Origin of the sequence: Mesorhizobium sp. M0145 (assembly GCF_040322355.1) — a bacterium.
Lineage (GTDB): Bacteria > Pseudomonadota > Alphaproteobacteria > Rhizobiales > Rhizobiaceae > Mesorhizobium.
In genome coordinates, this window is the sequence record NZ_JAMYTK010000024.1 from 1 (window position 1) to 24,569 (window position 24,569).

The following is a 24,569-nucleotide window of genomic DNA, read 5'->3' on the forward strand; positions in this document are numbered from 1 at the left end:
CATATTCCATCTTGCGGATCGAAGTAGATGGCATGAGCACCACAGGCCGAGGCCCGCGCCCTTGCGGGGAGCGCGGGCCGATCGGAATACCGATCTGCAGCAATACCTGGAGGGGGAGGATTCGCTGCGTGCACCGAACTTTCGCGGCGATCCCGTGTTCCATCGAGATGCACAAAAAGGTAGCTGCACCTTCCGGCATCACGTGGACGTTGGATTTCTGAGAAAGCGCGAGCGTCAATACTAACTTCTGGTGATGGAATTTTCCCGTGAGATAGGCACGCTCCACGGCGAAAGGAGTGCCCCGCCATGACCGTCCTCGCCTACAACCTTGCCAATGACATCAAAGGATTATGGAGGGTCGTCTTCGTGCCGGACGAACTGCATTTGTATGTGGAATTCAGCCAGCCAGACGCCGACACAAACCCGGCTGATTGGATGAGCGTTGATGATTTCCTTGCATGGCGGCCGAAAGGCGCACTCCACGAGCGAGCGCGCGACAGCTTGGTTTCGCTCATTTGCAACGCGCTGACAGGGCGATGAGACACGGGAAACCCGCACCGAAATCGAGTGCGAGCGCCGCGAGTGGGCCTAGGGCCCCACAAGCCAGTGCGACCCCGCCGCCGGCAAACCGCGGCGGGCGAGTGCCTCGGGGACACGATGGTAGATTGCTAATGCGTTCGCGCGTGTGGCCTTAAGTCGCAAACTATTGGCTTCAGAAGCAGGGCGTAGGGCTTCATTGATGGTGCTACCAACACCATATGGTGACCCATAGCCCTCCAAAACGAGAGAAGCTCGTCCCGACGGGTCGCACTGCGGCCGTCAGCTGGTAATTGCTACGAACTAGGAAACCATCATGCCTGAAAATATCAGACCAACTTCGAGAGACGTCCCCCTCATTCAGCTAGGCCTCTATCAGTGCCGCTTCCCGGTGAGCGAAGACGCTTCTGTACCTGGCGGTTATCGTTTTTGTGCTGGGCCAACTTCGCCGGATCGCGTCTACTGCGATCACCACCACAACATTGTGACCGCCGTGGACCCTCGTCGAGCCCGTTCGGGTCTCCACCTCGCTCAACGACGCGCCGCGTAAGCCTGACTGGCGGCGGCCTCCCGGCCAGGCGCTATGCGCTCCAAGGCCTTGGCTACGACCTTGCCGTCGGCTCGGTCTGGCCCATCCTGCCTTATGCCGTCTTCGCCGATGTATCCCCCGTCGCCCGATTGAGAACGACGACTTCTCGCCGAGCCTTTCAGCTCGCTACTCGTACAAACGCGTCGGCTCCAAAGGTTTGTCTGTCAGCACATCTTCAATGTGCCCGCGCCTGAAGCCCCAACATCTTCTGCGACCAAACCGCGTACCTGGCACCGCCGATCGGTTGCTGCGGCGGATTTTCGCTGTTCGCAGCTGAACAATGCCTATCAACCTTGTCATCGCACCTAGTCGCACGTAGCGGCCGTTCGAATTCTCATCGCTCGGCGCGATGTTTGGTCCGTCTGGCCAGAAGAGCGGAGCAAGCCATTGACACCCACGAAGTTGCTGATTGGGCAGATCGCTGTCGTATTCGCAATTGTCATTCTTGGCGTGTGGACTGCAACCCAATGGTGCGCCCACATGCTCTCCTATCAGCCGCCACTCGGCGCGCCATGGTTTGTGACAGTCGGCTGGCCGATCTACCAGCCGTGGAAACTGTTCGAATGGTGGTTCCAATTTGACGCCTATGCGCCTGAAGTCTTCGACAAGGCTGGCATACTTGCCGGAGCCAGCGGGTTCCTGGGCTGTGCCGCCGCGATAGCTGGGTCCCTCTGGCGCGCACGGCAGCGGGGGTTGGTCACCACCTATGGGTCCTCACGATGGGCCATGAAGCTGGAAATCGAGAAGGCGGGGCTGTTTCAGCCGGCCGGCGTTTTCCTTGGCGGACTGAATTATCGCTATCTGCGCCATGACGGACCAGAACACGTCATGGCCTTTGCGCCGACACGTTCGGGCAAGGGCGTCGGACTCGTTGTTCCAACCCTTCTTTCCTGGACCGGCTCGGCCGTCATTCACGACATCAAAGGCGAGAACTGGCAGCTGACCTCTGGCTGGAGGTCGAAGTTCTCGCACTGTCTCTTGTTCAATCCGACCGATCCGAGATCGGCGCGGTACAACCCGCTGCTGGAAGTGCGCAAAGGTCCAGATGAGGTCCGCGACGTTCAGAACATCGCCGACATTCTCGTTGATCCGGAAGGCGCGCTGGAGCGGCGGAACCATTGGGAGAAGACCAGTCATTCACTCCTAGTTGGCGCCATCTTGCACGTGCTCTACGCCGAAGAGGAAAAGACACTCGCCCGTGTCGCCACCTTCCTGTCGGACCCGCAACGCTCATTCGCTGCGACACTGCAGCGGATGATGACCACAAACCACCTCGGCACGGTGGACAAGCCCCAGGTCCATCCGGTCGTGGCCTCGGCGGCTCGTGAGGTGCTGAACAAGTCAGAGAACGAGCGCTCAGGCGTTCTCTCGACCGCCATGTCGTTTCTCGGGCTCTATCGTGATCCAGCGGTGGCTGCGGCAACATCGGCCTGCGACTGGCGCATTGCCGACCTTGTGGATGCCGAGCGACCGATGTCGCTGTATCTGGTCGTGCCGCCGTCGGATATCTCGCGCACTAAGCCCCTGGTGCGATTGGTGCTCAATCAAATCGGCCGGCGGCTGACCGAGCGCCTGGAGGGCGATCCAAAGAAGAGCCGCAAGCATCAGCTCCTGATGATGCTGGATGAATTTCCGGCGCTCGGTCGGCTCGACTTCTTCGAGACTGCGCTCGCCTTCATGGCAGGCTACGGCATCCGCGCTTATCTGATAGCGCAATCGTTGAACCAAATCTCCAAGGCCTATGGCGAGAACAACGCCATTCTCGACAATTGCCATGTGCGGATTGCCTTTTCCTCAAATGACGAGCGCACGGCCAAACGCATTTCGGACGCGCTCGGTACCGCGACGGAACTCAGATCGATGCGCAACTATGCCGGCCATCGGTTGGCGCCCTGGTTGTCCCACGTCATGGTAAGCCGCCAAGAGACTGCTCGCCCCCTGCTGACGCCGGGTGAGGTGATGCAGTTGCCGCAGGCTGACGAACTAATCCTGGTTTCGGGATTGCCGCCGATTCGCGCCAAGAAGTTGCGTTATTACCAGGATCCGAATTTCACGGAGCGAGTGCTGCCTTCGCCGGTGCTGCGCGACGGTGCCTACGCGGATCGGCCCACGTCGCGCCCGGACGATTGGAGCGGACAGGTGCGCGGCGTGGATCGGCGTCTTGCTGGCGACGGCGACAGTGCCAGCGCGGCAATCGAAGACGGAGGTGTCCAGCAGCAGCGCCATCCGGGCCTGCGCGAAGAACGGACCCTCGTCGTCCAGGAGCCTGATCAGGGCGATCTGTTCACGCCCGCAGACGATGACTGCGAGACGCTCGCCGACAAGCGCGTCATGGATCGGATTTCCACCGCCGCACGTGCGTACGGCCTCAACGAGGGAATGGGCGACGACAAGGACATCGTGCCCGGCTTCTGAACGGCGCGCCATACGCGGGCGCATCTCAGCGTAGATAACGGCCGTAAGCGATTTCGAGGATCTCGACGATGCTCGTTCCCGTCGCCGGTGCATCAGCGCCGGTCAGAGGGAACGAGCAGCATGAAGCCCCACCGCATTCGTCACCAGTTTTTGCTTGAACCCGAGTTGAGCGAGAAGCTGGAGAACCTCAGCCGCAATCCATCGACCACCAAATCGGCCATTGTGGCGCACGCGGTCGAGACCTTTATCGAGCGGCGTGGGGAGAATGAACTCGACCAGCGCTACGGCAAGAGGCTCGACCGTCTTTCCCGCGACCTCGGACATGTCAGGCGCGATGTCGAGATGATCCTGGAGAGCCTGGCGCTCTTCATCCGCTTTTCGATCACGCTTCATGCTCACACGCCGGTGCCGGACAGGGCCACGCAAGCGATTGCCCAGGAGCGCTTCGACAAATTCGTCGAACAGGTCGGCCGCCAAATCGCTTCCGGGAAACGGTCACTTGGCACCGACGATCGCAGGGGAGGGGAAGGATGAGTTCTCATCCGGAAGCCGACCATCGCCGTCGCGTCATGCTGCGCACCGCCATGGGTCCGGCGATCACCGAAGCCCTTGCCGATCCGACCGTCATTGAGGTGATGGTCAATCCCGACGGTGCGCTGCGGCTCGACCGGTTGGGTGAAGGCCGGGTCGACACCGGCGTGCACATGCATCCTTCTGAGGCCGAACGCATCATCCGCCTGGTCGCCTCCCACGTGCGCGCCGAGGCGCATGCTGACAATCCGATTGTCAGCGCCGAATTGCCATCGGGCGAGCGCTTCGAGGGTCTGCTGCCGCCTGTCGTGCTGGGGCCATGCTTCGCCATCCGAAAGCCTGCGGCGAAACTCTACACGTTGGCCGACTATGTCGCCGACCGGGTCATGCTGCCGCTGCAGGCCGATGCGCTGAAGAAGGCGGTCCGCGAGCGGCGCAACATCCTGGTCGCCGGCGGCACGTCGTCGGGCAAGACAACACTTGCCAATGCGCTGCTGGCACAAGCCGCCAATTGCGACGAGCGGGTGATCCTGATCGAGGACACGCGCGAACTGCAATGCGCGGCGAAGGATTGCGTTGCCTTGAGGACGAGGCGGGGGTCGGTCACGCTCGCCGATCTCGTGCGCTCGACCCTGCGGCTCAGACCCGACCGCATCATCGTGGGCGAAGTCAGGGGCGCGGAAGCCCTGGACATGCTGAAAGCATGGAACACCGGGCATCCCGGCGGCATCGCGACGGTTCACGCCAATTCGGCGCGCTCCGCTCTCTACCGTATCGAGCAGCTCGCCCAGGAAGCCGTCGTCACCGTTCCCCGCCGCCTCATCGCTGATGCGGTAGATCTGATCGTCTTCATCGCTGGGCGCGGATCCTCGCGCCGCATTGACGCGATCGCTGAGGTCACCGGTCTCGACAGCAGCGGTGATTACGCCGTCACCCCGCTCACGCTTCCGCAACTCCAGCAGTTTTGAAAGGTCACCTCATGCTCAAGAAGCTTCGCTTCCTTTCGTCCACCGCGCTCGCGTTTCTTCTCACCCTCCCGGCCCACGCAGCGGGCTCCGGCATGCCTTGGGAACAGCCGCTGCAGCAGATCCTTGAGTCGGTGCAGGGACCGGTCGCCAAGATCGTCGCGGTGATCATCATCATCACCACCGGCCTGACCCTTGCTTTCGGTGACACGGCAGGCGGTTTTCGCCGGCTGATCCAGATTGTCTTCGGCCTGTCGATCGCCTTCGCGGCATCGAGCTTCTTTCTCTCCTTCTTCTCCTTCGGCGGCGGGGCACTCGTCTGATGGCCACCGGAGAGCAGCATGTCGAGGGTTTCGAAGTCCCCGTTCACAGGGCATTGACTGAGCCGATCCTGCTGGGCGGCGCGCCGCGAGCGGTGGCGATCCTCAACGGCACGGTGGCCGCGGCAATAGGCCTTGGCCTGCAGCAGTGGATCGCCGGACTGGCGCTCTGGATCGCCGGCCACACCCTCGCGGTCTTTGCCGCTCGCCGCGATCCGGACTTCGCCAGCGTGCTTGTCCGTCATCTTCGCCTGAAGGGGTGGCTTGCATGCTGAACCTTTCGGAGTATCGCGGCAAAGCCGATCGGCTTGCCGACCATCTGCCCTGGGCCGCTTTGGTCGCGCCCGGCATCGTGCTCAATAAAGACAGTAGCTTCCAGCGAACCTTCCGGTTCCGTGGCCCCGACCTCGAAAGCGCGACCGAAGCCGAGTTGGTTGGCATCTGCGCACGAGCCAACAATGCGCTACGAAGGTTGGGCTCCGGATGGGGGTTGTTTTTCGAGGCCGAGCGCGTGGAAGCGCTGGGCTATCCGAGCTCGGCTTTTCCCGATGCTGCCTCATGGCTGGTCGATGAGGAACGGCGCGCGGCCTTCGAGGGCAAGGTCGCGCACTTCGAGAGTCGCTATCATCTGACCTTGGTCTTCATGCCGGCGCCAGATGGCCAGGCGCGGGCGGAAAGCGCACTGGTCGACTCGCATCACTCGGGAGGGGCTAGAGACTGGCGCCAGGAGCTGGCGTGGTTTCGCGGCGAGACCGACCGCGTCCTGGATTTGCTGTCCGGCTTCATGCCGGAAGTGCGCGCCCTCGATGATGCCGAGACGCTAACCTATCTGCACGGCACAATCTCGACCTACCGCCATCCGGTCGCCATGCCGGAAACGCCAATGTATCTCGACGGTGTTCTGGTTGACGCGCCGCTTACCGGCGGCCTGGAGCCGATGCTGGGTGAGCAGCATCTGTGCACCCTCACCATCCTTGGTTTCCCGAACGTCACCCGGCCAGGGATCCTCGACGCGCTCAACCATCAGGATTTCGCCTATCGCTGGATGACGCGCTTCATCCCGCTCGACAAGACGGAAGCCACCAAGACGATGTCACGGTTGCGCCGTCAGTGGTTTGCCAAGCGCAAATCGGTCGCCGCCATCCTGCGCGAGGTCGTGACCAACGAACCCGTCCCTCTCGTCGATAGTGACGCCGACAACAAGGCCCTCGATGCCGACGAAGCACTTCAGGTGTTGGGCGGCGATCATGTCGGCTTCGGCTATCTCACCACAACGGTGACGGTATGGGACCAGGACCGGCAGGCCGCCGCGGAAAAGCTCCGAGCGGTTGAGCGCATAGTCAATGGGCTCGGCTTCACCACAATCCGTGAAAGCATCAATGCGGTCGAGGCGTGGCTCGGCTCATTGCCCGGTCATGTCTACGCTAACGTTCGCCAGCCGCTCGTTCACACGCTGAATCTTGCCCATGTCATGCCGCTGTCGTCGGCGTGGGCCGGTCCGGTGGATAACGAGCATCTCGCCAACGTGACTGGGACCGAATCCCCGCCGCTTCTCTTCGCAGAGACCAACGGGTCGACACCGTTTCGGCTTTCCACCCACGTCGGCGATGTCGGCCACATGCTGGTCGTTGGGCCGACCGGTGCCGGCAAGTCGGTTCTGCTCGCGCTAGTCGCTCTGCAGTTTCGACGCTATGCCGGGGCGCAGGTCTATGTCTTCGACAAGGGCAATTCGGCTCGTGCGGCAACACTGGCCATGGGCGGAGAACACCACGCGCTGGGCGCGGATGGTGCGCTTGCCTTCCAGCCACTGAGCAATATCGGCGACCAGGCTACTCGCAGCTGGGCGGCGGAATGGATCGCCGGCCTCGTTGCCCATGAGAATGTCACCGTAACGCCGGAGGTGAAGGAGGCGATCTGGTCGGCCCTGACCAGCCTTGCCACCGCGCCGGCGCAGGAACGCACGCTCACTGGATTGTCGGTCCTGCTTCAGTCCAATGCGCTGAAATCCGCGTTGATGCCGTACACGCTCGATGGCCCGTTCGGGCGTCTGCTCGATGCCGATGAAGATCGGCTGGCTTTGTCGGATGTGCAGTGTTTCGAGACCGAAGAGCTGATGCACCAGGAAGGCGCCGTGCTGCCGGTGCTCACCTATCTCTTCCATCGCCTCGAGGAGCGGTTCGACGGCCGGCCAACACTGCTCATGCTCGACGAGGCCTGGGTCTATCTCGACAACCCGCTCTTTGCCGCCCGCATCCGCGAATGGCTGAAGGTGCTGCGAAAGAAGAACGTCTCCGTCATTTTCGCCACGCAGTCACTTGCAGACATCGCTGCCTCGTCGATCGCGCCGGCAATCATCGAGAGCTGCCCACAGCGCATTTTTCTTCCCAATGACCGTGCCGTGGAACCGCAGGTGCGGGCAGCCTATGAGTGCTTCGGCCTGAACGAGCGGCAAATCGAATTGGTCGCCCGTGCCACACCGAAGCGCCAGTATTATCTGCAGTCGCGCCGCGGCAACCGCCTCTTCGAGCTCGGGCTCGGCCCGATCGCTCTTGCGCTCTGCGGCGCCTCTGATCCGGCCACGCAAGCTTTGATCGACAGCGTCCTGTCAGAGCACGGGCAGGACAGCTTTGCCTCCCGGTTCCTGAGTGCGCGCGGCCTCGATTGGGCTGCCGAGCTTCTCCAGCAATTCCCTCAACCAGACAAGGAGCAATCGTCATGATGCGGCGCCGCCTTCTCACCAGCCTGATCACCGTTTCCCTAATCGCAAAACCGATGGCCGACTACGTCCAGCCGGCCCACGCCCTAATCGTGTTCGATCCGTCGAATTATGCGCAGAACGTGCTGACAGCGGCACGTTCCCTGGAGCAGATAAACAACCAGATCCAGTCGCTTCAGAACCAGGCGACCATGCTGCAGAAGATGGCGCGCAACCTTCAGCGCCTGGATTTTTCTTCCGTGGGCCAGCTCACAGGTTCGCTCCAACGGATCGACGGCCTGATGACCCAGGCCAGCGGCCTGAGCTTCGATCTCGACAAGCTTCAGAACCAGTGGCGTGTGCAATATCCGGAAAGCTACGACGCCACAATCGAGGTCAACGATGTGGCGAGCGCCGCGCGCGAGCGCTGGCAAAACGCCATGCAGGCGTTCCGCCAAACCATGAGCGCGCAGTCGCAGATCGTGGAGAACGTGCGGGCCGACGGCGACCTGCTTACCGATCTCGTCAACCGCAGTCAGGGCGCGGCAGGTGCCCTTGAGGCAAGCCAGGCCACCAATCAGCTGATCGCGCTTTCGACCAAGCAGCAGATGCAGATCCAGACGCTGCTCGCGACCCAGTTCCGGGCTGAAGCCGAAGATGCTGCCCGCAAGGCGCAGTCTGAGGAAGCCGCCCGCGAGACGACGAAGCGTTTCCTGGGCACCGGTACGGCCTATCCCGGCAACTGATCAGCAGTTCTTCAAGACAACGAGGAAGACGGCGACATGAATGACCTCGGCGTCATCGATCGCTTTATGCAGACCTTCATCCGCTATATCGACAGCGGGTTCGGTCTGCTTTCGGGCGACGTCGCCTTTCTCACTACCATCCTGATCGGCATTGACATCACGCTGGCGGGCCTGGTCTGGGCGTTCGGCGGCGAACCCAACGTTCTTGGCCGGCTCGTCCGAAAGGTGCTCTATGTCGGCGCCTTCGCGTTCATCCTGAACAATTTCAGAAGCCTTGCCGACATTATCTACCGCTCCTTTGCCGGGCTCGGCATCAACGCTTCGTCCGGCAATTTGTCCGCCGACAGTCTCCTGCGGCCAGGCCGCATTGCCGCGGCCGGCTTCGAGGGCGCCTGGCCGCTGCTCAATCAAGCGAGCCAGCTAGTCGGCTTCCCCGAGATTTTTGGCAACGCGCTGACCATCTTCGTGCTGCTTCTCGCCTGGTTCCTGGTCCTCATCGCCTTCTTCATCCTTTCCATCCAGCTTTTCATCACCATCCTGGAGTTCAAACTCACCACATTGGCCGGCTTTGTTCTGGTGCCCTTCGCGCTCTGGAACCGCTCGGCGTTTCTGGCCGAGCGCGTGCTCGGCAATGTGATCTCGTCGGGCATTAAGGTGATGGTGCTTGCCGTCATCGTCGGCATCGGCTCCACGCTCTTCGGCGAGTTCGCTTCCGCCCTGCAAGGCAAGGAGCCGGACTTGGCCGCGGCCATGTCACAGGTACTGGGCGCGTTGGCGCTGCTTGGGCTCGGCATTTTCGGACCGGGAATTGCCTCGGGTCTTGTTTCCGGCGCGCCGCAGCTTGGCGCGGGAGCCGCACTCGGAACCACCGCCGCGGCCGCCGGATCAACGCTCGTTGCCGGAGGTGCGGCGCTTGCCGGCGCGCGCATGGCAACCGGCGGCGGTCTCGCCGCCGTTCGAGCCGGCACGGCCATGGGATCGGCTGCTTCCACAGCTTGGCAGATGAGGCGTGCAACATCGCCCGAGTCCGGCCTCTCCGGCGTAGCTGCTGGACTGCAGGGCGTTGCCGGCGCAGCTGGCGGCGCCGCGATTCGGGGAATGCGATCTGCAACAGAACCATTCCGGCGCAGCGCCGATGCCGGCCGCGATGCCGCCTGGACCGCGACGGGCGGCACGCCGACCGCATCAATGACCGGAAACCCTGCCGCGTCAGGTGCCAATGCCGCGCCGGCGTGGGCGAGGCGCTTGCGTTCCGAACAGACCGCGCGCGCCCATCGCCACGCCGCCACGCAGGCCGTCCGCGATGGCGATCGGGGTGGAAGCGGCGCCAACCCCTCTCTCAACGATAAGGAAGACTAGATGCTCTTCAAGCGACCTGTTCAGCGTTACGGGAAGACGCCCCACCCCGTCACACCATACCAGAAGGCCGCCCAACTTTGGGACGAGCGCATCGGCACTGCGCGCGTGCAGGCAAGGAACTGGCGCCTGATGGCCTTTGGCTGCCTCGCTCTGGCCACCGGGCTCTCTGGTGGACTCTTGTGGCAGTCGATGCAGGGCCGCGTCGTGCCCTATGTCGTCGAGGTTGATCGTTTCGGCGAGGCGCGCGCCGTCGCTCCAGCAATCCGGGACTACGAGCCCACCGATGCCCAGATCGCCTGGCATCTCGGCCGCTTCATCCAGAATGTCCGCTCTGTTTCCACCGATGCGGTGCTGGTGCGGCAGAATTGGCTCTCGGCCTACGACTTTGCCACCGACCGTGGAGCCCTCTTTCTCAACGAGTACGCTAAGGCCAACGACCCGTTCGGCAAGATCGGCACGCGCAGCGTCTCGGTGCAGGTGACGAGCGTGGTTCGAGCATCCGACAGCTCCTATCAAGTCAAATGGACCGAGCAGGTCTTTGAGCGCAGCAGCCTCGCCAGCACAACGCGTTGGACCGGGATCCTCACCATTGTGATCCGGCCGCCGAACAATACCGATCAGCTGCGCAAAAACCCGCTCGGCCTCTTCATCAACGCCATCGACTGGTCGCGCGAGCTCGACAGTGCCGCGCAAACTTCCGTTCCCCCAAAGGAGCCTGCGAATGATAAATAAACTCTCGTCGCTCCGCACTGCGCTAATCCTGTCTGCGTCGGCTGCGGTCATTTCCGCCTGTGCCTCGAAGCCGGTGCCGCCAGCTCAGATTTCCTATGATGCTGCCAAGTTCCAACCGGCGGCAATCGAGAAGGCGCCGGAGAAGCCCGTCAAGGTCGTGGAAGTGCCGAAACCGCTGCCGCTGCCCGGCCAGTTGCAGCCCGAGCCGGGCAGGGTTGCTGAAGACAAGCGCTCGCCTGAAGAACGTGTCGCCGATGCCAACAAGGCGGCGACGCAGCAACCCACCAAATATGGCTATGTGAATGCGGTGCAGGTTTACCCCTTTGCCGAAGGCGCGCTCTACCAGCTCTATGCCGCACCGGAGCGCGTCAGCGATATCGCTCTGCAATCAGGGGAGAAACTCCAATCCGTGTCGGCCGGCGATACAGTGCGCTGGGTAATTGGCGACACCGTCAGTGGCTCCGGCGATGACCAGCGCACCCATGTGCTGGTGAAGCCCTTCGCACCAGGACTTGCCACGAATCTGGTGATCACCACGGACCGGCGAAGCTATCACCTGCAGCTTCAAAGCACGGATAAGACCGCCATGGCGGCGATCTCCTGGACCTACAGCGAGGACCAGATCATCGCGCTACGCCGGCGCAATGCGCAGGCCGAGGCTGCTATGCCAGTGGCGTCGAATGTGGCTCTCGAAAATATTCGCTTCCGCTATTCGATTACGGGCGACATGCCGCCCTGGAGGCCGACGCGCGCCTTCGATGATGGCAGCAAGGTCTATATCGAGTTTCCGCGCCGCATCGATCAGGGCGAGGCTCCGCCGCTCTTCATCGTCGGTGCTGACGGGGACAACCAGCTCGTCAACTACCGCATACGGGGCAACTATTACATCGTCGATCGCCTCTTCGCCGCAGCCGAACTGCGCCTCGGCGCCAAGCAGCAGCAGGTGGTGCGCATCACGAGGACCGACGGCAGGCAAGCGCCGCGGCGGATATTGCTCTTTTCGCGTTCCAGCAGGTGAGGGACGGCCCATGACGGATACTTCCCGCTCCGATGCTCCACCGAAACTCGATCCTGAACAGCTGCAGCTGCGGGCCTCGCCTCGCCGCGCTGTGCGCTTCAAGCGCGGCATTATTGTCGCCATTGCAGCTGTTGGTTCCGGCACCGTTCTAGGCGTCACCATGATGGCGTTGCAGGGACCGGCGCTGCGCATCAAAGAGCAGGCTGAAGAGCTTTACAACACTGAGCGGAAGCCAACCGCGGAGGCAATTGAAAGGCTGCCTAAGGACTATTCCGGGATCAAGCCCAAGCCTCCAGTGCTTGGACCACCGCTGCCCGGCGACCTCGGCCGCCCCATCCTTGAGCACCAACGCCAGCTGGGCATCGCGCCGGGCCAGGAGGTTTCGGCGGAGGAGCAGCGCCTTGCACAGCAGGCGATCGAAGCGCGCGAATCGCAAGTCTTCTTCCGGATCGAAAATCGACCCCGGCAAGCGGATGCCGCCGGCAACGGGCAGGGCGGGCGTCCACCCTTTGATGGAACGGCTCCTCAATCCGATGCCGCACGCGATTCAGCTTCCGTTGCACCGGCCGAGGGCGACCAAAACAATCAACAGCGCAAGCTCGATTTTGTCAGCCAGCGGAACACAAGTGGAATCTACAATCTGCATGCACTGCAGACGCCGGCTTCGCCGTATCAGCTGATGGCCGGCAGCGTCATCGCAGCGAGCCTTATCTCTGGCATCAATTCCGACTTGCCCGGCCTCGTCGTCGCACAGGTCACCGAGAATGTGCACGACACAGTCACCGGCAGCACCTTGCTCATTCCGCAAGGCTCTCGCCTGATTGGCACCTATGACAGCGTTGTTGCCTTTGGACAAAGGCGCGCGCTGCTGGTCTGGCAACGGATACTGCTGCCCGACGGCTCTTCGATCGAAATCGACAACCTGCCGGCGACGGACACCGCCGGCTATGCCGGGCTTGAGGACAAGGTGGATTTTCACACCTGGCAGCTGATCAAAGGCGTTGCGCTGGCCACGTTGCTAGGGGTCGGCACCGAGCTGAGCCTCGGAGAAGACGAAAGCGACCTGGTCAAAGCAATCCGCGAATCCGCTCAGCAGAACGTCAGTCAAGCTGGCCAGCGCATCACCGAGAAGAACCTCAATATCCAACCCACCATCACTGTCCGGCCCGGTTGGCCACTGCGCGTCATCGTGCACAAGGATCTTGTGCTGCGGCCGTACCCGAATTGACTGGAGTCATCATGACCAATCTGAAACTCGGCAAACTTCCGGATCGGACACCTTCGAAGATCACCATAAGCGTAAGTGCAGACCTGAACCAAGCACTGAAGGACTATGCGGCGCTTTATCGTCAGACCTATGGCGAGTCCGAATCGGTAGCGGAACTGATCCCGTTCATGCTGGCGGAGTTCCTGGAGAGCGATCGAGCGTTTGCCAAGGCCAGAAAGGAAGGGCTCCCTGTCGTCGACAAGTCAGAGAAATCGCGGCGGCAGCCAATTTCAGGGTCCGAATAAGTGACAGCGACCAGTGAGTCCGAGGGGGCACCTTTCTAGGCGGGCAAATGCATTGAAGCAACCTGCCGACGGCAAGCCGAAACACAGGGCACGATAGACGAGCTGATCTGCCCCGAACCAATGCCGGCTCTGCGCCCAAATCGGTCATTGGCGTTTGCGCTAGAAGAATTGAAAGCAGACATTCACTGCTGACGCGCACGACAGGGCGTCTGGGTTCATTCCCGACTCTTTCTGCGGGATTTCGATAGGGGTGGTCGAATCACTGGCACCACTTGCTTGAGAAGGGATCCTAGATATGGTCACAAGCTGGAAATGTTGAATGGCGCTCACTTGCGCCGTCAGGCGAGAGTTTTCGCAATAGCGAAGAGTGGGATTCAGAAACAAGAATGAACCAGCCTGCCGCATCGCCTGACAAAATGACCAGTATTACCGATCTGATACAGTGGTCGGCCACGCGAGATCACAATGAGGCAGATACGCGCCACAAGGTGATTGATACCGTCCTGCATGAATTCCTAGCTTGGCCGAAGAACCGCGTGGCGACAGAGGAGTACATTCGGCCCGGGTTCGCGGACTACATCCTCAAAAAGGCCAATGGCGACGATCTGATCTTCATCGAGGCAAAGAAGGATGGTGTGTTTTTCGAGCTTCCGGATGCGGCCACTGCTGGCGAGGTATCGAGCTACATATCTATCCAAAAGCTGCTTTCCGATCCAAACATCAATGACGCGATGGGGCAGGTTCGCAGGTACTGCTTTGATACGGGCTGCGAATATGCCTGTATCACGAACGGCATTCAGTGGGTGCTCTTCAAGACCTTCGAGAAGGCAAAGCGCTGGGAAACACTCTCTGCCTTTGTGGTGAGAGACCTCACGTTTTTCGCGAAGGAATACACGCGCGCGGTGAACGCGCTCTCATTCAAGGCGATAACGGAGAACTCTTCGCTTGTTTCCCTATTAACAAGCGCTCCTCCCAAAGACCGGCAGCTCTATTTTCCTAAAGACGACATTCCGGCCTATTCTCACACAATCACCGCCAATCGGCTCGCCTCTACCCTCCGCCCTATAATCAATCACTACTTCGGCATTATTGGGGATGACGACACCGAATTCATGGAGCGGTGCTACGTTTCTCAGAGGGATTCGCAGGCGTCCTACGACGGTATGCGCACGCTTATCCACGACTCTCTCTCTCCCTACTTCCAGTCGTATGGCGTTCAGCAACTCGATGAGACCGGCAAAGGCGGACAACTTGGGGGCAGGCTGACCAAGAACATCAAGAAGGGCCGCAAAGGCGAGGTGCTGGTTCTCTTCGGCGGGAAGGGGTCGGGCAAGTCCACCTTTATCAAACGTCTGTTGCACCACAATCCGCCGCGGTGGCTAAAGGACCACTCGGTGGTCGCGATTGTGGATCTCCTGAAAATACCAGAAGACATTGAGGGTATACGGGTCGCCATCTGGGATATTCTTGTTCGAAGTCTCGACGTTGACCGCATCCTGGAATCGGATCGTTCGACGCTCATCGCGAAGCTGTTTTCCGATCGTTTCCAGACTGCTTCGAAACAGGAGCTTTCTGGCCTGCCGAAGGCGTCCGAAGCATATAATCTGCGACTAAACAATTTAATCAGCGAATGGAAGTTGGACAAAACATACTGCGCGCGTCAGTTGGTGGACTATTGGAAAGATCGGGCCAAAGGCATAATTGTCGTTGTCGACAACACTGACCAGTACGCAGGCCCGACGCAGGATTTTTGCTTCGCTTCGGCGCAGCAGATTGCGGACGAGCTTGGCTGCGTCACGCTGATTTCGATGCGAGAAGAGAGGTTTTATAACTCAAAGATTCACGGTGTTTTGGACGCGTTTCAAAACGCCGGCTTCCATATCAGCTCACCCAAGCCCGCAGAGGTCTTCAAGAAGCGCCTCGCCTACACGGTGGGCCTTCTGGAGAACGAGGCGCGGCGAAGTGACTTCATCCACGGCGCTGATAAAGCGACGGTCGACGACTGCTGCAAGTACCTCAACATTCTCTGTCGAGAGTTCATGGGTACGGCCTCGCCGCTGAACAGCTTTCTCACCGCTTGTGCGCATGGCGATATCCGTCTGTCGCTTGACCTGTTCCGCAGCTTCCTGCTGTCCGGCTACACAAATGTGGAAGAAATGCTCGCAGCCGGCACCTGGAATTTCTTAATCCACCAGGTCATAAAGCCGGTGATGATACCCACCCGCTACTTCTACGACGAGGGGTTGAGCGATATTCCGAACATCTATCAAATCCGGTACGCTCGTCACGGCTCACACTTCACCGGACTGCGAATTCTCCGCAAACTGTCAAAGAACATAGACGGCTCTGCGCCAGCCTATATGTCAGTTTCGGAATTGAAATCGTACTTCGCCGAGACATTCAACATGTTGGACGATTTCGTGAAAAATGCCGATATACTCCTCAAGCATGGTTTCGTGGAATCCAACAACAGGGTGGACGCCTATTCAGATGAAGTGGACTCGATCAAGATCACGAACTACGGGCTCTACATGTATGAAGAGCTCGCCTATGATTTCACGTATCTTGACTTGATTTGTACGGACAGCGCCGTCTTTAATGAGACCGTGAACAACTACCTGGCTGAAGCCGCGCGGCGCGAGTACGGCCTGTTCATCAAGGGAGACCGGTTGGAGCGAGTAAAGGTTCGATTGCACCGCGTCGGCGAATACATCACCTACCTCAGATCGGAAGAAGATCGCGAGCGATCGCTTTATTCGTTGGGTATGCCTGAAACCGAAATGTTTGCGCACAAGTCCCACCAGACATTCCAAGCCGCCAAGACGCGCGTGCTTGCCAGCGCAAAGCGGCAGTCCGATATCCGCGGAAGGCGCCCCCGGGCAGGTCGATAGTCAGACTCGGCGCTGCTTGCGGACTCACAAATCGTCGACATCGAACAGCGTTTCAAATCCGAGATGCTGCAATAATTCGGGCTGTTTCGCTGTTTCCAGAACGTTGGAATGAACTCTCAATTCGGACGATCGCCGCCCACAATTTGAATAGAACTGACGGACACGATTGGGGCCTATGCGTCCTCATGGGTTTGATTGATGAGGAAACCCAAGCACCCATAGACCAGTGTGCGTGGCTTCGATCGAGAAGGCCATCGGAACGATTGGGCAATCGGGAAGAATAGCAGAGATTGGGCCGAAGAGCGGCTTACCGCAAAGTTTTCGTAGTCCGGACCGTCACGTCACGGCCCCAAGCCGCTCTCCGAAGCGATTGAGAGCGGCAGTGATACCTAGTATCGTCCGCCACATGGCAAGATGCACAGCACCAGTACATGGCCATCGCACAACGAGCGGCGCGGCGGCCTGCCCTACATGCGGTGCCGGCTATGGCTATGGCCGCAACGGCGGCTACGGGTCGTACTCGTCCCAGTTCTACTACTCCCCGTCGGGGAGCGGCGGGGGCGGCCGCAGCAGCGTCGGCAGGTCCGGCAGCAGCAGGCCTCGCTGGTCGCGAGCAGGATCGTCCGTGGTGTACACGGACGCACAGGTGCGGGCACTCGCGCCGGTCCGCAGCAGCGTCGAGATCGAGCGTCCCTGCCGGACCGTCGGGACGTCTTTCTCTGCCACGCATGGGACGCCCGGAGCGGGGCTGCCAAGCAGCTGCACGATCTGCTCGAGTCGCGCGGTGTCTCGGTCTGGTTCAGCGAGAAGGACGTGGCCTTGGTACGCCGTTGCTCCGCGAAATCGACAAGGGACTGGCGAAGTCGCGCGGGGATCGTGCTTGTGACCCCTGCGCTGCTGCGCCGCGTTCATCGCCGACAAAGAGCTTTCGGCACTCCTAGCGCGAGACCTGCTCGTTCCCATTGTGCATGACACGACGTATGAAGCTCTCCGCGAAGTCAGCCTCCTGCTCGGCTCGCGAAGCGGCCTGAGCACTGCAGAGGAGCCGAGGGCAGACGTCGCGGCCAAGCTCGCCGAGCTGGTCGCCCTCCAGGTTTATTGCCGGGTGGTTGGTCCGATCTCGCGCGAGCGGTACGGGCGCCGGCGTGGCGGCACTCACCGGACCACCGCGGCAGTGTATTTCCACACACCATTGCTAACACCGCTGCTGCCGTTTCGACCCCTTAAACACGCGTTTGCATGGACCGAGCCGCTGCGCGACTCGCCGTTAAAGCGCGCGTCTGACCGAGGCTTCAGCGATCCGAGTTCCTAGCGCGGATTTCCGCTATGGGTCGGATGCGGAATGGGAGCTTGGCGCGAGTCCGGACCGAAACCGCACAGTCCGGTATCGGCCACATTGCTGCCGGGCAGGAGCGCGCCCATCTCGGCCATAGCGATGGGCGTCGCCCAGACCTGAAAGCTACTGGTCCGCTGGGGTCGCTGCAGTGTCCTGATAGAGCGGGTAGTCGCGGCGCGCAAATGGCCGCAAGGTATCAGTCTCTACCGCGGTCGCCCCAAGATCACTACGTGCGCTGGGCTTCCGAGCGTTGGATATAGGACGATTCGGGCGACGAGATAGCCTGCCCCTGGTCCATCGAGGGGCTCGCCAATGGCTATTTGGAGCGTATGGGAGTCATCGGCTTCAAACGGGCTTTCATGCGGGAGATCACCTACGAAGGTCTCGACGTCATCGCGTCTGCTGAGGATGAGGCCTACAAGCAGCGGGTCGAAAGCATCCATGCCCATTTCGGCGGCGGCATAGGCGTGTGCCGTTTTCGCCAGCGACCGCAGGTAGTGCCGACGATTGACTTCACCGACCTTCACTGCCACGTGCTTGGCTCCAGTCTCTTCCGCAACCTGCTTGACTATGCTCGCCATAGCCTGCCGATCGACGTAGTTCCAAGGTTGGCCAATTGGCGCCGACCCGGCGCAGCTAGGGTTGAGCAGCTTGGGGAGAGGCGACGACCAGAGGCTGATCATCAAGGGCGCCTCTGCCAAGACGACTCTGCGCTTGCCGATATTCCGTATAGGTTGACCCTGTTCGTCGACCTCGACAAAATGCATTGGGACGTCGGAAGGTCGATCCTTTCTGTTCCTGGTTGGGGCATCCACCTGCGCCCTGAACACCCCGAGTTGCTTCTTAAGCACCTCTTGCTCGTATTTCTGGATGATCTTTTGGCAATCGGAGCAACAAGACTTCTTGAGGACGAGGCTGTTGGCGCCCAATGCGAAGGGTATCACGTGCTCGTCCGTCAACGGCGCTCCTACGACCCCGCAGTAGATGCACCTGCCCGGGGAGGGAATCCGGCGACTCCGGCGTTGCTCCAGGTCGAATTCTGTTAGCTTCATTGAAACGACATCTCCCCTCACCCGATGGAGGCAATCACGTTTGCAATCGAGAATTCCGAAGACTTCTACAAACTGCTCGTGACGGACTCCGACAAGTTCTGCGCCGACCCGACATCATCTCAAAGATTCTGTTGATGCCCGTATTCTCCCGGCGTCGACTCCAGCAGATGCTTGATGACCTTTCGGCTTATCTCGATCAAGAGAAATTCTGCGATCTCGTTCAGAGACTCGAATCGAAGAAAGTCGATCAGGCACTGCCAGGCGAAATGGAATTGGCGATATTGTGGGCGATTGCGAACACCGGCGACATCGTCGTCGAGCCGGAGTGGTGGGGTGACACCCGGCGGCCGGATGCCGTCTCCGAGACCGTCGTGTTGGGCACGCAAGTTGCTGTTGAGATCGCGGCGGCCACGGATAACTCAATTTCGCCAGAAGAGGCGATGGACCGTGTTGCTCTTTCCATTATCGACTTCTGCAATCGGCTGTCCAAGGGAGTGGGCCACCACCTCTATTTTCGTTTCGGCGAAACCACAAAGCGCGTCGAGGGACGAAGCTTTCGACAAGTCTTGGCACCTTTTGATTTTCAGTTGAGTGAAGAGCTGGGGAAGAGGTTAAGGGAATGGGTACGTGAAGATCGATTTAAGTCAGAGAAAATCACTCTAAGTGAGCTGGGACTTTTGGTAGAAGTGGAGTGGAAGACGTATCGCCAGATCCGATACCATAACATCTGGACATCCTTGCCGCCGCAGGCCTATTCGCTTGAGGAGAATCCGCTTTTCGCGCTTCTTCGTCGAAAGGCGGATCAGCTTCGCGCGGCGACAACAGGAACAGTCCGCATCATCGTCGTCGCCGATGTTGGGTCGACCCTTTTGAACCGCATGGGTAAGATCGGGGAAAATGACCCAGGGGGACGAAATTTTTCCGCGCGGCAGATTATTCACCGCTTTGTCCAATTACATAACCGGAAGATCGACGGCGTCGTGGCATTGAGTCCGCGAAAAGAACTGCGAATGGGGAGTAGCGAACGAAAATGGGTGGCTCGGGGCTTCTATACTGACGTGGGGGAAGATGCGTGTGTGGCGCTCTCGAAAATCCTTGAAGCCTTGGCACTTCCACGCTTCGCTGGATATCAGGTTAGGTCGTTATTCCGTCAGGGCTGTTTTTCGCCGAAGGCAAGGGGATGGTATCTGGGAATGAGTATGGAGAGCAAACTTCGAGATAGGAATCCAAATAGTGGGCGACAGGAAAGCGTGAGAATTCCTGCACGGATGTTCTTGGATCTTATGGCGGGACGCATCACCGAGGCACAATTTCGATACTTCCTCGGTGAAAGAAACGGTGAAAAGAATTTTCTTGCTAGTTGGCTCAACAAGGGCCTGACGATCTCAGGCGCGGAGATGGCTCCACGGAATCTGGATGAGGAGGACGATCACATCATCCTTCATTTCAGTGATGATCCAGTTGCTCGTCCGTTAACAGCCAAGGGATAGACTTAGCAAAGCTGATCCTAAGCTGGAAAATCTCATGGACGGGCGAACTTGTACCAAATCCCAAAATCGTTCACGGAATAACGGAACGACTGCTCTTTGCATATGCTACCCGAAAGCAGACCGTCACCTGGCGTGAAGATCCTATGGGGATGGAAGGCGACCAGCGCTCTGCGAGAGTGAAGTCGCCAAACATCACCTGGAGGTCAGCATGCAAGCCAACACCACCAAAGCCCCGGCCGCGATCCGCGTCGATCTTGCCGCAATATTTGTCTCGTTAGAGCTGTCTCGTTCAAAATGGCTCGTGACTTCGCTTTCGCCAGGTGGGGCGAGAGAATGTCGAGACACCTCGTGCCGGGGGGCGACATTCCGGGTTTGCTCGATCACTTCGCAGAGCTGCAACGAAAGGCGGAAGCGCGGACAGGGCAGCGTTTCCGGGTCATATCAATCCAGGAAGCTGGTCTGGATGGATTCTCGATACATCGGGTCCTCGAACGCGAAGGCATCGAAAGTTATGTCGTGGACCCGGCATCCATTGCCACATCGCGTCGCCGCCGGCGGGCCAAGACCGACAGGATTGATGGGGAAGCACTGGTTCGAGCGTTGTTGGCCTACAACCGCGGCGAGCCTCGGGTTTGCGCGATGTTGCGAGTGCCAACGCCGGAGGAGGAAGACCGTCGCCGGTTGGTGCGGGAGCGGAAGGCGCTGACGAACGAGCGGATCAGGCACGTCAACAGGATAAAGGGCCTTTTGTTCAGCCAAGGTGTGTCCGGATACGAACCGTTGAAAGGCGATCGAGGCAGATGCCTCGACGCGCTCATTACCGGAGATGGGCGTCCACTGCCGCCAGCGCTCATGGCGCAGATCAGCCGCGAGCTTGATCGCATCGAGTTGCTGATCCAGCAGATCAAGGATGTTGAAGAGGCACGCGACGCCTTGCTCGTCGCGGCAGATGAGCCAACACCGGCCCTGCTGCTCAGCCTCAAGGGAATAGGTCCGGAGTTCGCGGCCGTCCTGTGGTCTGAGGGATTGTCGCGCAAGTTTGACAATCGACGACAGGTTGCCGCCTACGCTGGTTTGGTGCCAACGCCCTGGCAAAGTGGGCAGATTAATTGCGAGCAGGGAGTCTCGAAGTCCGGCAATCCTAGGCTCCGGTCGACGCTTGTCCAGGTTGCGTGGCTCTGGGTGCGCCATCAACCCAATTCCGCACTCAGCCAGTGGTTCAGGGCGCGAGTCATCCCAGAATGGTGGCCGGTACAAGAAGACGGCGATCATCGCCCTCGCTCGGAAACTGCTTGTTGCGCTATGGAAATACGTGAACGCCGGAGTCGTTATAGAAGGAGCTCTCCTGACGAAACCATCAGCGTAGACGCCAATCGATTCTAACAATCTCCAGGCCGATCAGGCCTGGCAGATCCTCGGTAGACGAACCGACGAAACTCATGGCCTCAAACAGCCGCCGTTGAAGAATGGTTTCGTCTCTTGGGTCCGAATCCGCCGCAAGCGGGATCATGGAACAGGTGCATGCGCCCTGACCGAATATAAGGTGGACTGGGTTCGTTCGCGAACCGCGTCACGCAAACGGACCCATCGAATGGATCTACGGATTGCCGCGGAGGTACATGACAATGTCGACGTGACGCCGTTTGTAGTTGACCATCCCATATAAGAGTTTCGGGCGCCGGCAGGCGTACGAAAGCCCCCGAGGAAGGAACCCGCGGACCACAGGCGATTGCTATGGGGATTTTTCTTGGTGAGCTCCGCGATTGCCATCATGAGAAAGGGTGCACTGGCGAGCGTCAAATCCATTGCAGTGACAGACTCGCTTGCAGAAAACGCTTGTACGCCTAATGCTACACCTGTCGTAAGACCAATCGCTGCGACCGCAATCACTAGGGCCCAGGCACCACGGTAGGTCCACTGCCATAGCTTGCCAGCTTTTGACTCATCACAGTCTGCATTTTACTCGAACCCCCGACAGGACAACATCACGCCTTGATCGCCTATCAGCATACACTGAAAAGTAACTATGTTAACGATTTTGAACTCTTAGTTAAGGCGTCTTCTCTCTATTGCCGCAACAAACTTTTTCTGCCCTTCAGATATAGAATACCTCGTCAAAAATGGGGCTAGCAGACCGCGCCGCCCATGGATGGTCTTCGTTGGATCGGTGTAAGCGGAAAGCCCAACAGGCCGTAGCTCGCATTTCAGCTAGCAGAGTGTTTCGCATGGGATCCCATCCTTGTCGCGATCGAGTTTTCCGCCCCAAGAGCAGTTTTGCAGGTACCAGTTGGCTTCGTCGCAGGAACCGATCTGCTTGCACGTTCTCCGCGGCTCGCAAGAATAGCCGCTCTGCGCGAGCAGTTTACGGCTGATGATGCCCAGCGGGCGACTCGACGGTGCCGCGCCGTCGGCGTGCGCAGCGCGCCATTCCCAGGGTGCCTGAAACGTCCCGGCCCACAGGCCGATCTTTGAGGCTTGGGCTTGCGCCTGCTGCCCCGCATAAGCGCCCTGGCTGTAGTGAGGCCAATCCAGCGCCTGGCCGTGCTCGACCATCCAGGCGGCCACGCCCGCGCCGTCGGCGCGCCGACAATGGCCGACAAAGCGGTGGTAGCGGTCCCACGTCACGAATGTGCATTCGAGCGGCCTCGACGCGGCTAGGAAAGTGTCCAGCGCTTCGGCCGATCGCCGGCCGCAAGGATACTCGGCGCCATTCGCATCGCGGCACAGCTGCCGGCTCTCTGGCGCGTCGATGCCGTTGAAGCGGACGCGCTGGCCGTGGATTTCGATCGTATCGCCGTCAATGACGGAAGCGACACCGGTAAGCGAAGCGGGCGCCACCCTTCGTGGGCTGGCCTTTGATGCATCGTTGCTACGTTGCGCGCTCGACGGCGCCAGGAAGGCGGCCACTGCCGCCGCTGCGGTAAGACCGAGCATTGCCGGCACGCTCGCAAGTTGGCGCCGCCACAGCTTGGCACCGGTGGGTCTCTGCCACCGATTGGATCGATATTTGCGGTATGGCCTGCTCATCCGCTACGCCGACCAGCCCGGCCATGCGCTGTCGACCATGGGCAGGCCGGCGCAATAGTAATCGTCAACGAACCGCCCGGTGGACCGGTCGCGGCAGCGCCAGATAACGCTGTAGTTCTGGCCATAGAATTGGTCCCACGCGACGCCATAGGTTTGTGGTGGCGGTGGCCGGTAATATGTTCCGCCTCCATAGCCGTTGTTGGCAGCGACACCCACAGCTGCGCCGCCGACAGCCGCGACCGCTATGCCCGTCGCGACAGCATTGTCGGTTTGCACAAGCCTGGTGCACTTCTCTGCTGTTGCGCGCCTGCGCACTAGAAGGGACGCTACCCGACTACGATACTGTTCGTCCGTGCTGCTGGCGAGAACGTGACATAGCGCAACGGTATTCATTGCCGTGAGATCGCTGTCCGACACGACAGTGCTCGTAGAGCAGCCGCTGACGCACAGGGCTGCACTTGCGATGAGTGCTCCAATTTTCATGTGAATTCCCCCAAACAAATATTGGGGCGAGTCCGACCTAGAAGTCCAGAGTTTGTTTTTCACTTTGCTACGATTCACAGCATGATGCGGCTAGCTTGCATCCACTGCAACCAACCCTTCCGCCGGTCGTTGACTGATGCTGGGTTGATCTCAGCCACTCCAGAACTTGCCCGCTGGCTCAAAACCAGCGGGCTTTTTTCCGCGAGGCCGGAAGGCTCTATCTCGCCGCATGTTGTGGTACATCGGCACGCCGTCATCGGGCCGTGCCGTTGACTAAGGTGGTCCCTGCGCCATGGTCGGCCGGCGCAGCCTTGACCGTCCGCGCGGGCCATCCCAGTCAAGCCCGCGGCTGGTTTCGGTCGGCGGGCTTTTCTTTGATCCCCGGCGCCGTCGGCTTGGATCTAGATCCTCGCCAGTGCCGGATTTGAAGGTAAGCTGCGGCGGTATGATCGCACTTCGCGCGGGACGGACCATTGGTGTGCAGCAAGAGCGCCGAGTTCGTTCGGCCAAGATTCTGCACTAGGCCGAGGTAGGTGAAGGCAGATAGCTATCCGGTAATCGCTGAGATATTGGAGATAATGTTCCGCCATGGAGGTGTGTACCAGTGTTATAAGTTTCCAAACTTCATGTACGAACGCCGTGGACGAGCTGCTGTGTGCGCTTGCCGTAAATCGCTTCCGCGAGTTCACAGTCAGAGGTTGGCTAGGACCCTAACGCGAGAGCTTCAACGGCCACCTTCGCGATGAACTCCTCAACGAGACGCGGTTCACGTCCCTGGCCCAGGCCCGCGCGAGGCTCAATGTATGGCGCGCCGATTACAACGGCGCGCGTCCGCACTCGCACATCGGATCAGGGCAAATCCACCCCCGGA

At 60.0% G+C, this 24,569-nt stretch carries 19 protein-coding genes and 2 pseudogenes; 17 read left to right on the plus strand and 4 right to left on the minus strand.

Annotated elements, in window-relative coordinates; genetic code table 11:
* Positions 1 to 238: hypothetical protein (locus NKJ28_RS26280; RefSeq protein WP_352637532.1), on the minus strand; the 238-nt coding region annotated here is incomplete at its 3' end.
* A 68-nt stretch (positions 239 to 306) separates the two neighbouring features.
* Here NKJ28_RS26280 and NKJ28_RS26285 point away from each other — a divergent pair.
* The 14 genes from NKJ28_RS26285 to NKJ28_RS26355 all read left to right on the plus strand — a co-directional run bounded on the left by NKJ28_RS26285 (position 307) and on the right by NKJ28_RS26355 (position 16,310).
* Positions 307 to 540, plus strand: a complete 234-nt coding sequence (locus tag NKJ28_RS26285; protein WP_352637533.1) for a hypothetical protein — start codon at positions 307 to 309, stop codon at positions 538 to 540.
* A 973-nt stretch (positions 541 to 1,513) separates the two neighbouring features.
* Positions 1,514 to 3,541 (plus strand): conjugal transfer protein TraG, encoded by a 2,028-nt coding sequence (locus tag NKJ28_RS26295; protein WP_352637534.1) that lies wholly within the window; start codon positions 1,514 to 1,516, stop codon positions 3,539 to 3,541.
* Positions 3,542 to 3,661: 120 nt separating this feature from the next.
* Complete coding sequence (locus tag NKJ28_RS26300; protein WP_352541492.1) at positions 3,662 to 4,075, plus strand: CopG family transcriptional regulator; 414 nt, start codon at positions 3,662 to 3,664, stop codon at positions 4,073 to 4,075.
* Complete coding sequence (gene trbB / locus NKJ28_RS26305; RefSeq protein WP_352637535.1) at positions 4,072 to 5,040, plus strand: P-type conjugative transfer ATPase TrbB; 969 nt, start codon at positions 4,072 to 4,074, stop codon at positions 5,038 to 5,040. The genes NKJ28_RS26300 and trbB overlap by 4 nt, the downstream gene beginning before the upstream one ends.
* 11 nt (positions 5,041 to 5,051) lie before the next feature.
* The gene (locus NKJ28_RS26310) at positions 5,052 to 5,360 is read left to right on the plus strand and encodes a TrbC/VirB2 family type IV secretion system protein (RefSeq protein WP_352547795.1); all 309 of its coding nucleotides are present in this window, start codon (positions 5,052 to 5,054) and stop codon (positions 5,358 to 5,360) included.
* Positions 5,360 to 5,632 (plus strand): VirB3 family type IV secretion system protein, encoded by a 273-nt coding sequence (locus NKJ28_RS26315; protein ID WP_352571685.1) that lies wholly within the window; start codon positions 5,360 to 5,362, stop codon positions 5,630 to 5,632. The genes NKJ28_RS26310 and NKJ28_RS26315 overlap by 1 nt, the downstream gene beginning before the upstream one ends.
* A complete protein-coding gene (trbE, locus tag NKJ28_RS26320; RefSeq protein ID WP_352637537.1) occupies positions 5,626 to 8,076 on the plus strand; it encodes a conjugal transfer protein TrbE in 2,451 nt (816 codons plus the stop codon). Before NKJ28_RS26315 ends, trbE begins: the two co-directional genes overlap by 7 nt.
* Positions 8,073 to 8,798 (plus strand): P-type conjugative transfer protein TrbJ, encoded by a 726-nt coding sequence (gene trbJ, locus NKJ28_RS26325; RefSeq protein ID WP_352637538.1) that lies wholly within the window; start codon positions 8,073 to 8,075, stop codon positions 8,796 to 8,798. Before trbE ends, trbJ begins: the two co-directional genes overlap by 4 nt.
* A 36-nt stretch (positions 8,799 to 8,834) precedes the next feature.
* The gene (trbL, locus tag NKJ28_RS26330; protein WP_352637539.1) at positions 8,835 to 10,157 is read left to right on the plus strand and encodes a P-type conjugative transfer protein TrbL; all 1,323 of its coding nucleotides are present in this window, start codon (positions 8,835 to 8,837) and stop codon (positions 10,155 to 10,157) included.
* On the plus strand, positions 10,158 to 10,889 hold the full coding sequence (gene trbF, locus NKJ28_RS26335; protein WP_352637540.1) for a conjugal transfer protein TrbF: 732 nt from the start codon (positions 10,158 to 10,160) through the stop codon (positions 10,887 to 10,889).
* Positions 10,879 to 11,907: a P-type conjugative transfer protein TrbG gene (trbG, locus tag NKJ28_RS26340; RefSeq protein ID WP_352637541.1), complete on the plus strand. Its 1,029-nt coding sequence runs from the start codon at positions 10,879 to 10,881 to the stop codon at positions 11,905 to 11,907. The genes trbF and trbG overlap by 11 nt, the downstream gene beginning before the upstream one ends.
* 10 nt (positions 11,908 to 11,917) lie before the next feature.
* A complete protein-coding gene (locus NKJ28_RS26345) occupies positions 11,918 to 13,135 on the plus strand; it encodes a TraB/TrbI/VirB10 family type IV secretion system protein (protein ID WP_352637542.1) in 1,218 nt (405 codons plus the stop codon).
* Between the two features lie 11 nt (positions 13,136 to 13,146).
* Entirely contained in the window at positions 13,147 to 13,419 is a 273-nt protein-coding gene (locus NKJ28_RS26350) for a DUF2274 domain-containing protein (protein ID WP_023718715.1), read from the plus strand.
* 386 nt (positions 13,420 to 13,805) lie between these two features.
* Positions 13,806 to 16,310 (plus strand): hypothetical protein, encoded by a 2,505-nt coding sequence (locus tag NKJ28_RS26355; protein ID WP_352518140.1) that lies wholly within the window; start codon positions 13,806 to 13,808, stop codon positions 16,308 to 16,310.
* 1,539 nt (positions 16,311 to 17,849) lie between these two features.
* Here the strand turns inward: NKJ28_RS26355 and NKJ28_RS26360 are convergent.
* Positions 17,850 to 18,605 carry a hypothetical protein gene (locus NKJ28_RS26360; RefSeq protein ID WP_352637544.1) on the minus strand — a complete coding sequence of 252 codons (756 nt, stop codon included), beginning with the start codon at positions 18,603 to 18,605 and terminating at the stop codon, positions 17,850 to 17,852.
* Between the two features lie 227 nt (positions 18,606 to 18,832).
* On the opposite strand from NKJ28_RS26360, the gene NKJ28_RS26365 reads away from it, so the two are divergent.
* Positions 18,833 to 20,188 (plus strand): hypothetical protein, encoded by a 1,356-nt coding sequence (locus NKJ28_RS26365; protein ID WP_352637545.1) that lies wholly within the window; start codon positions 18,833 to 18,835, stop codon positions 20,186 to 20,188.
* Positions 20,189 to 20,396: 208 nt separating this feature from the next.
* Positions 20,397 to 21,554 (plus strand): annotated as a pseudogene (locus NKJ28_RS26370) (IS110 family RNA-guided transposase).
* A gap of 842 nt (positions 21,555 to 22,396) precedes the next feature.
* On the opposite strand, the gene NKJ28_RS26375 reads toward NKJ28_RS26370, so the two are convergent.
* On the minus strand, positions 22,397 to 23,095 hold the full coding sequence (locus NKJ28_RS26375; protein WP_352637546.1) for a thermonuclease family protein: 699 nt from the start codon (positions 23,093 to 23,095) through the stop codon (positions 22,397 to 22,399).
* Positions 23,096 to 23,218: 123 nt separating this feature from the next.
* The gene (locus tag NKJ28_RS26380) at positions 23,219 to 23,491 is read right to left on the minus strand and encodes a hypothetical protein (protein ID WP_023803258.1); all 273 of its coding nucleotides are present in this window, start codon (positions 23,489 to 23,491) and stop codon (positions 23,219 to 23,221) included.
* A gap of 924 nt (positions 23,492 to 24,415) precedes the next feature.
* Here NKJ28_RS26380 and NKJ28_RS26385 point away from each other — a divergent pair.
* Positions 24,416 to 24,547 (plus strand): annotated as a pseudogene (locus NKJ28_RS26385) (integrase core domain-containing protein); the annotation flags it as partial.
* Positions 24,548 to 24,569: the final 22 nt, after the last annotated feature.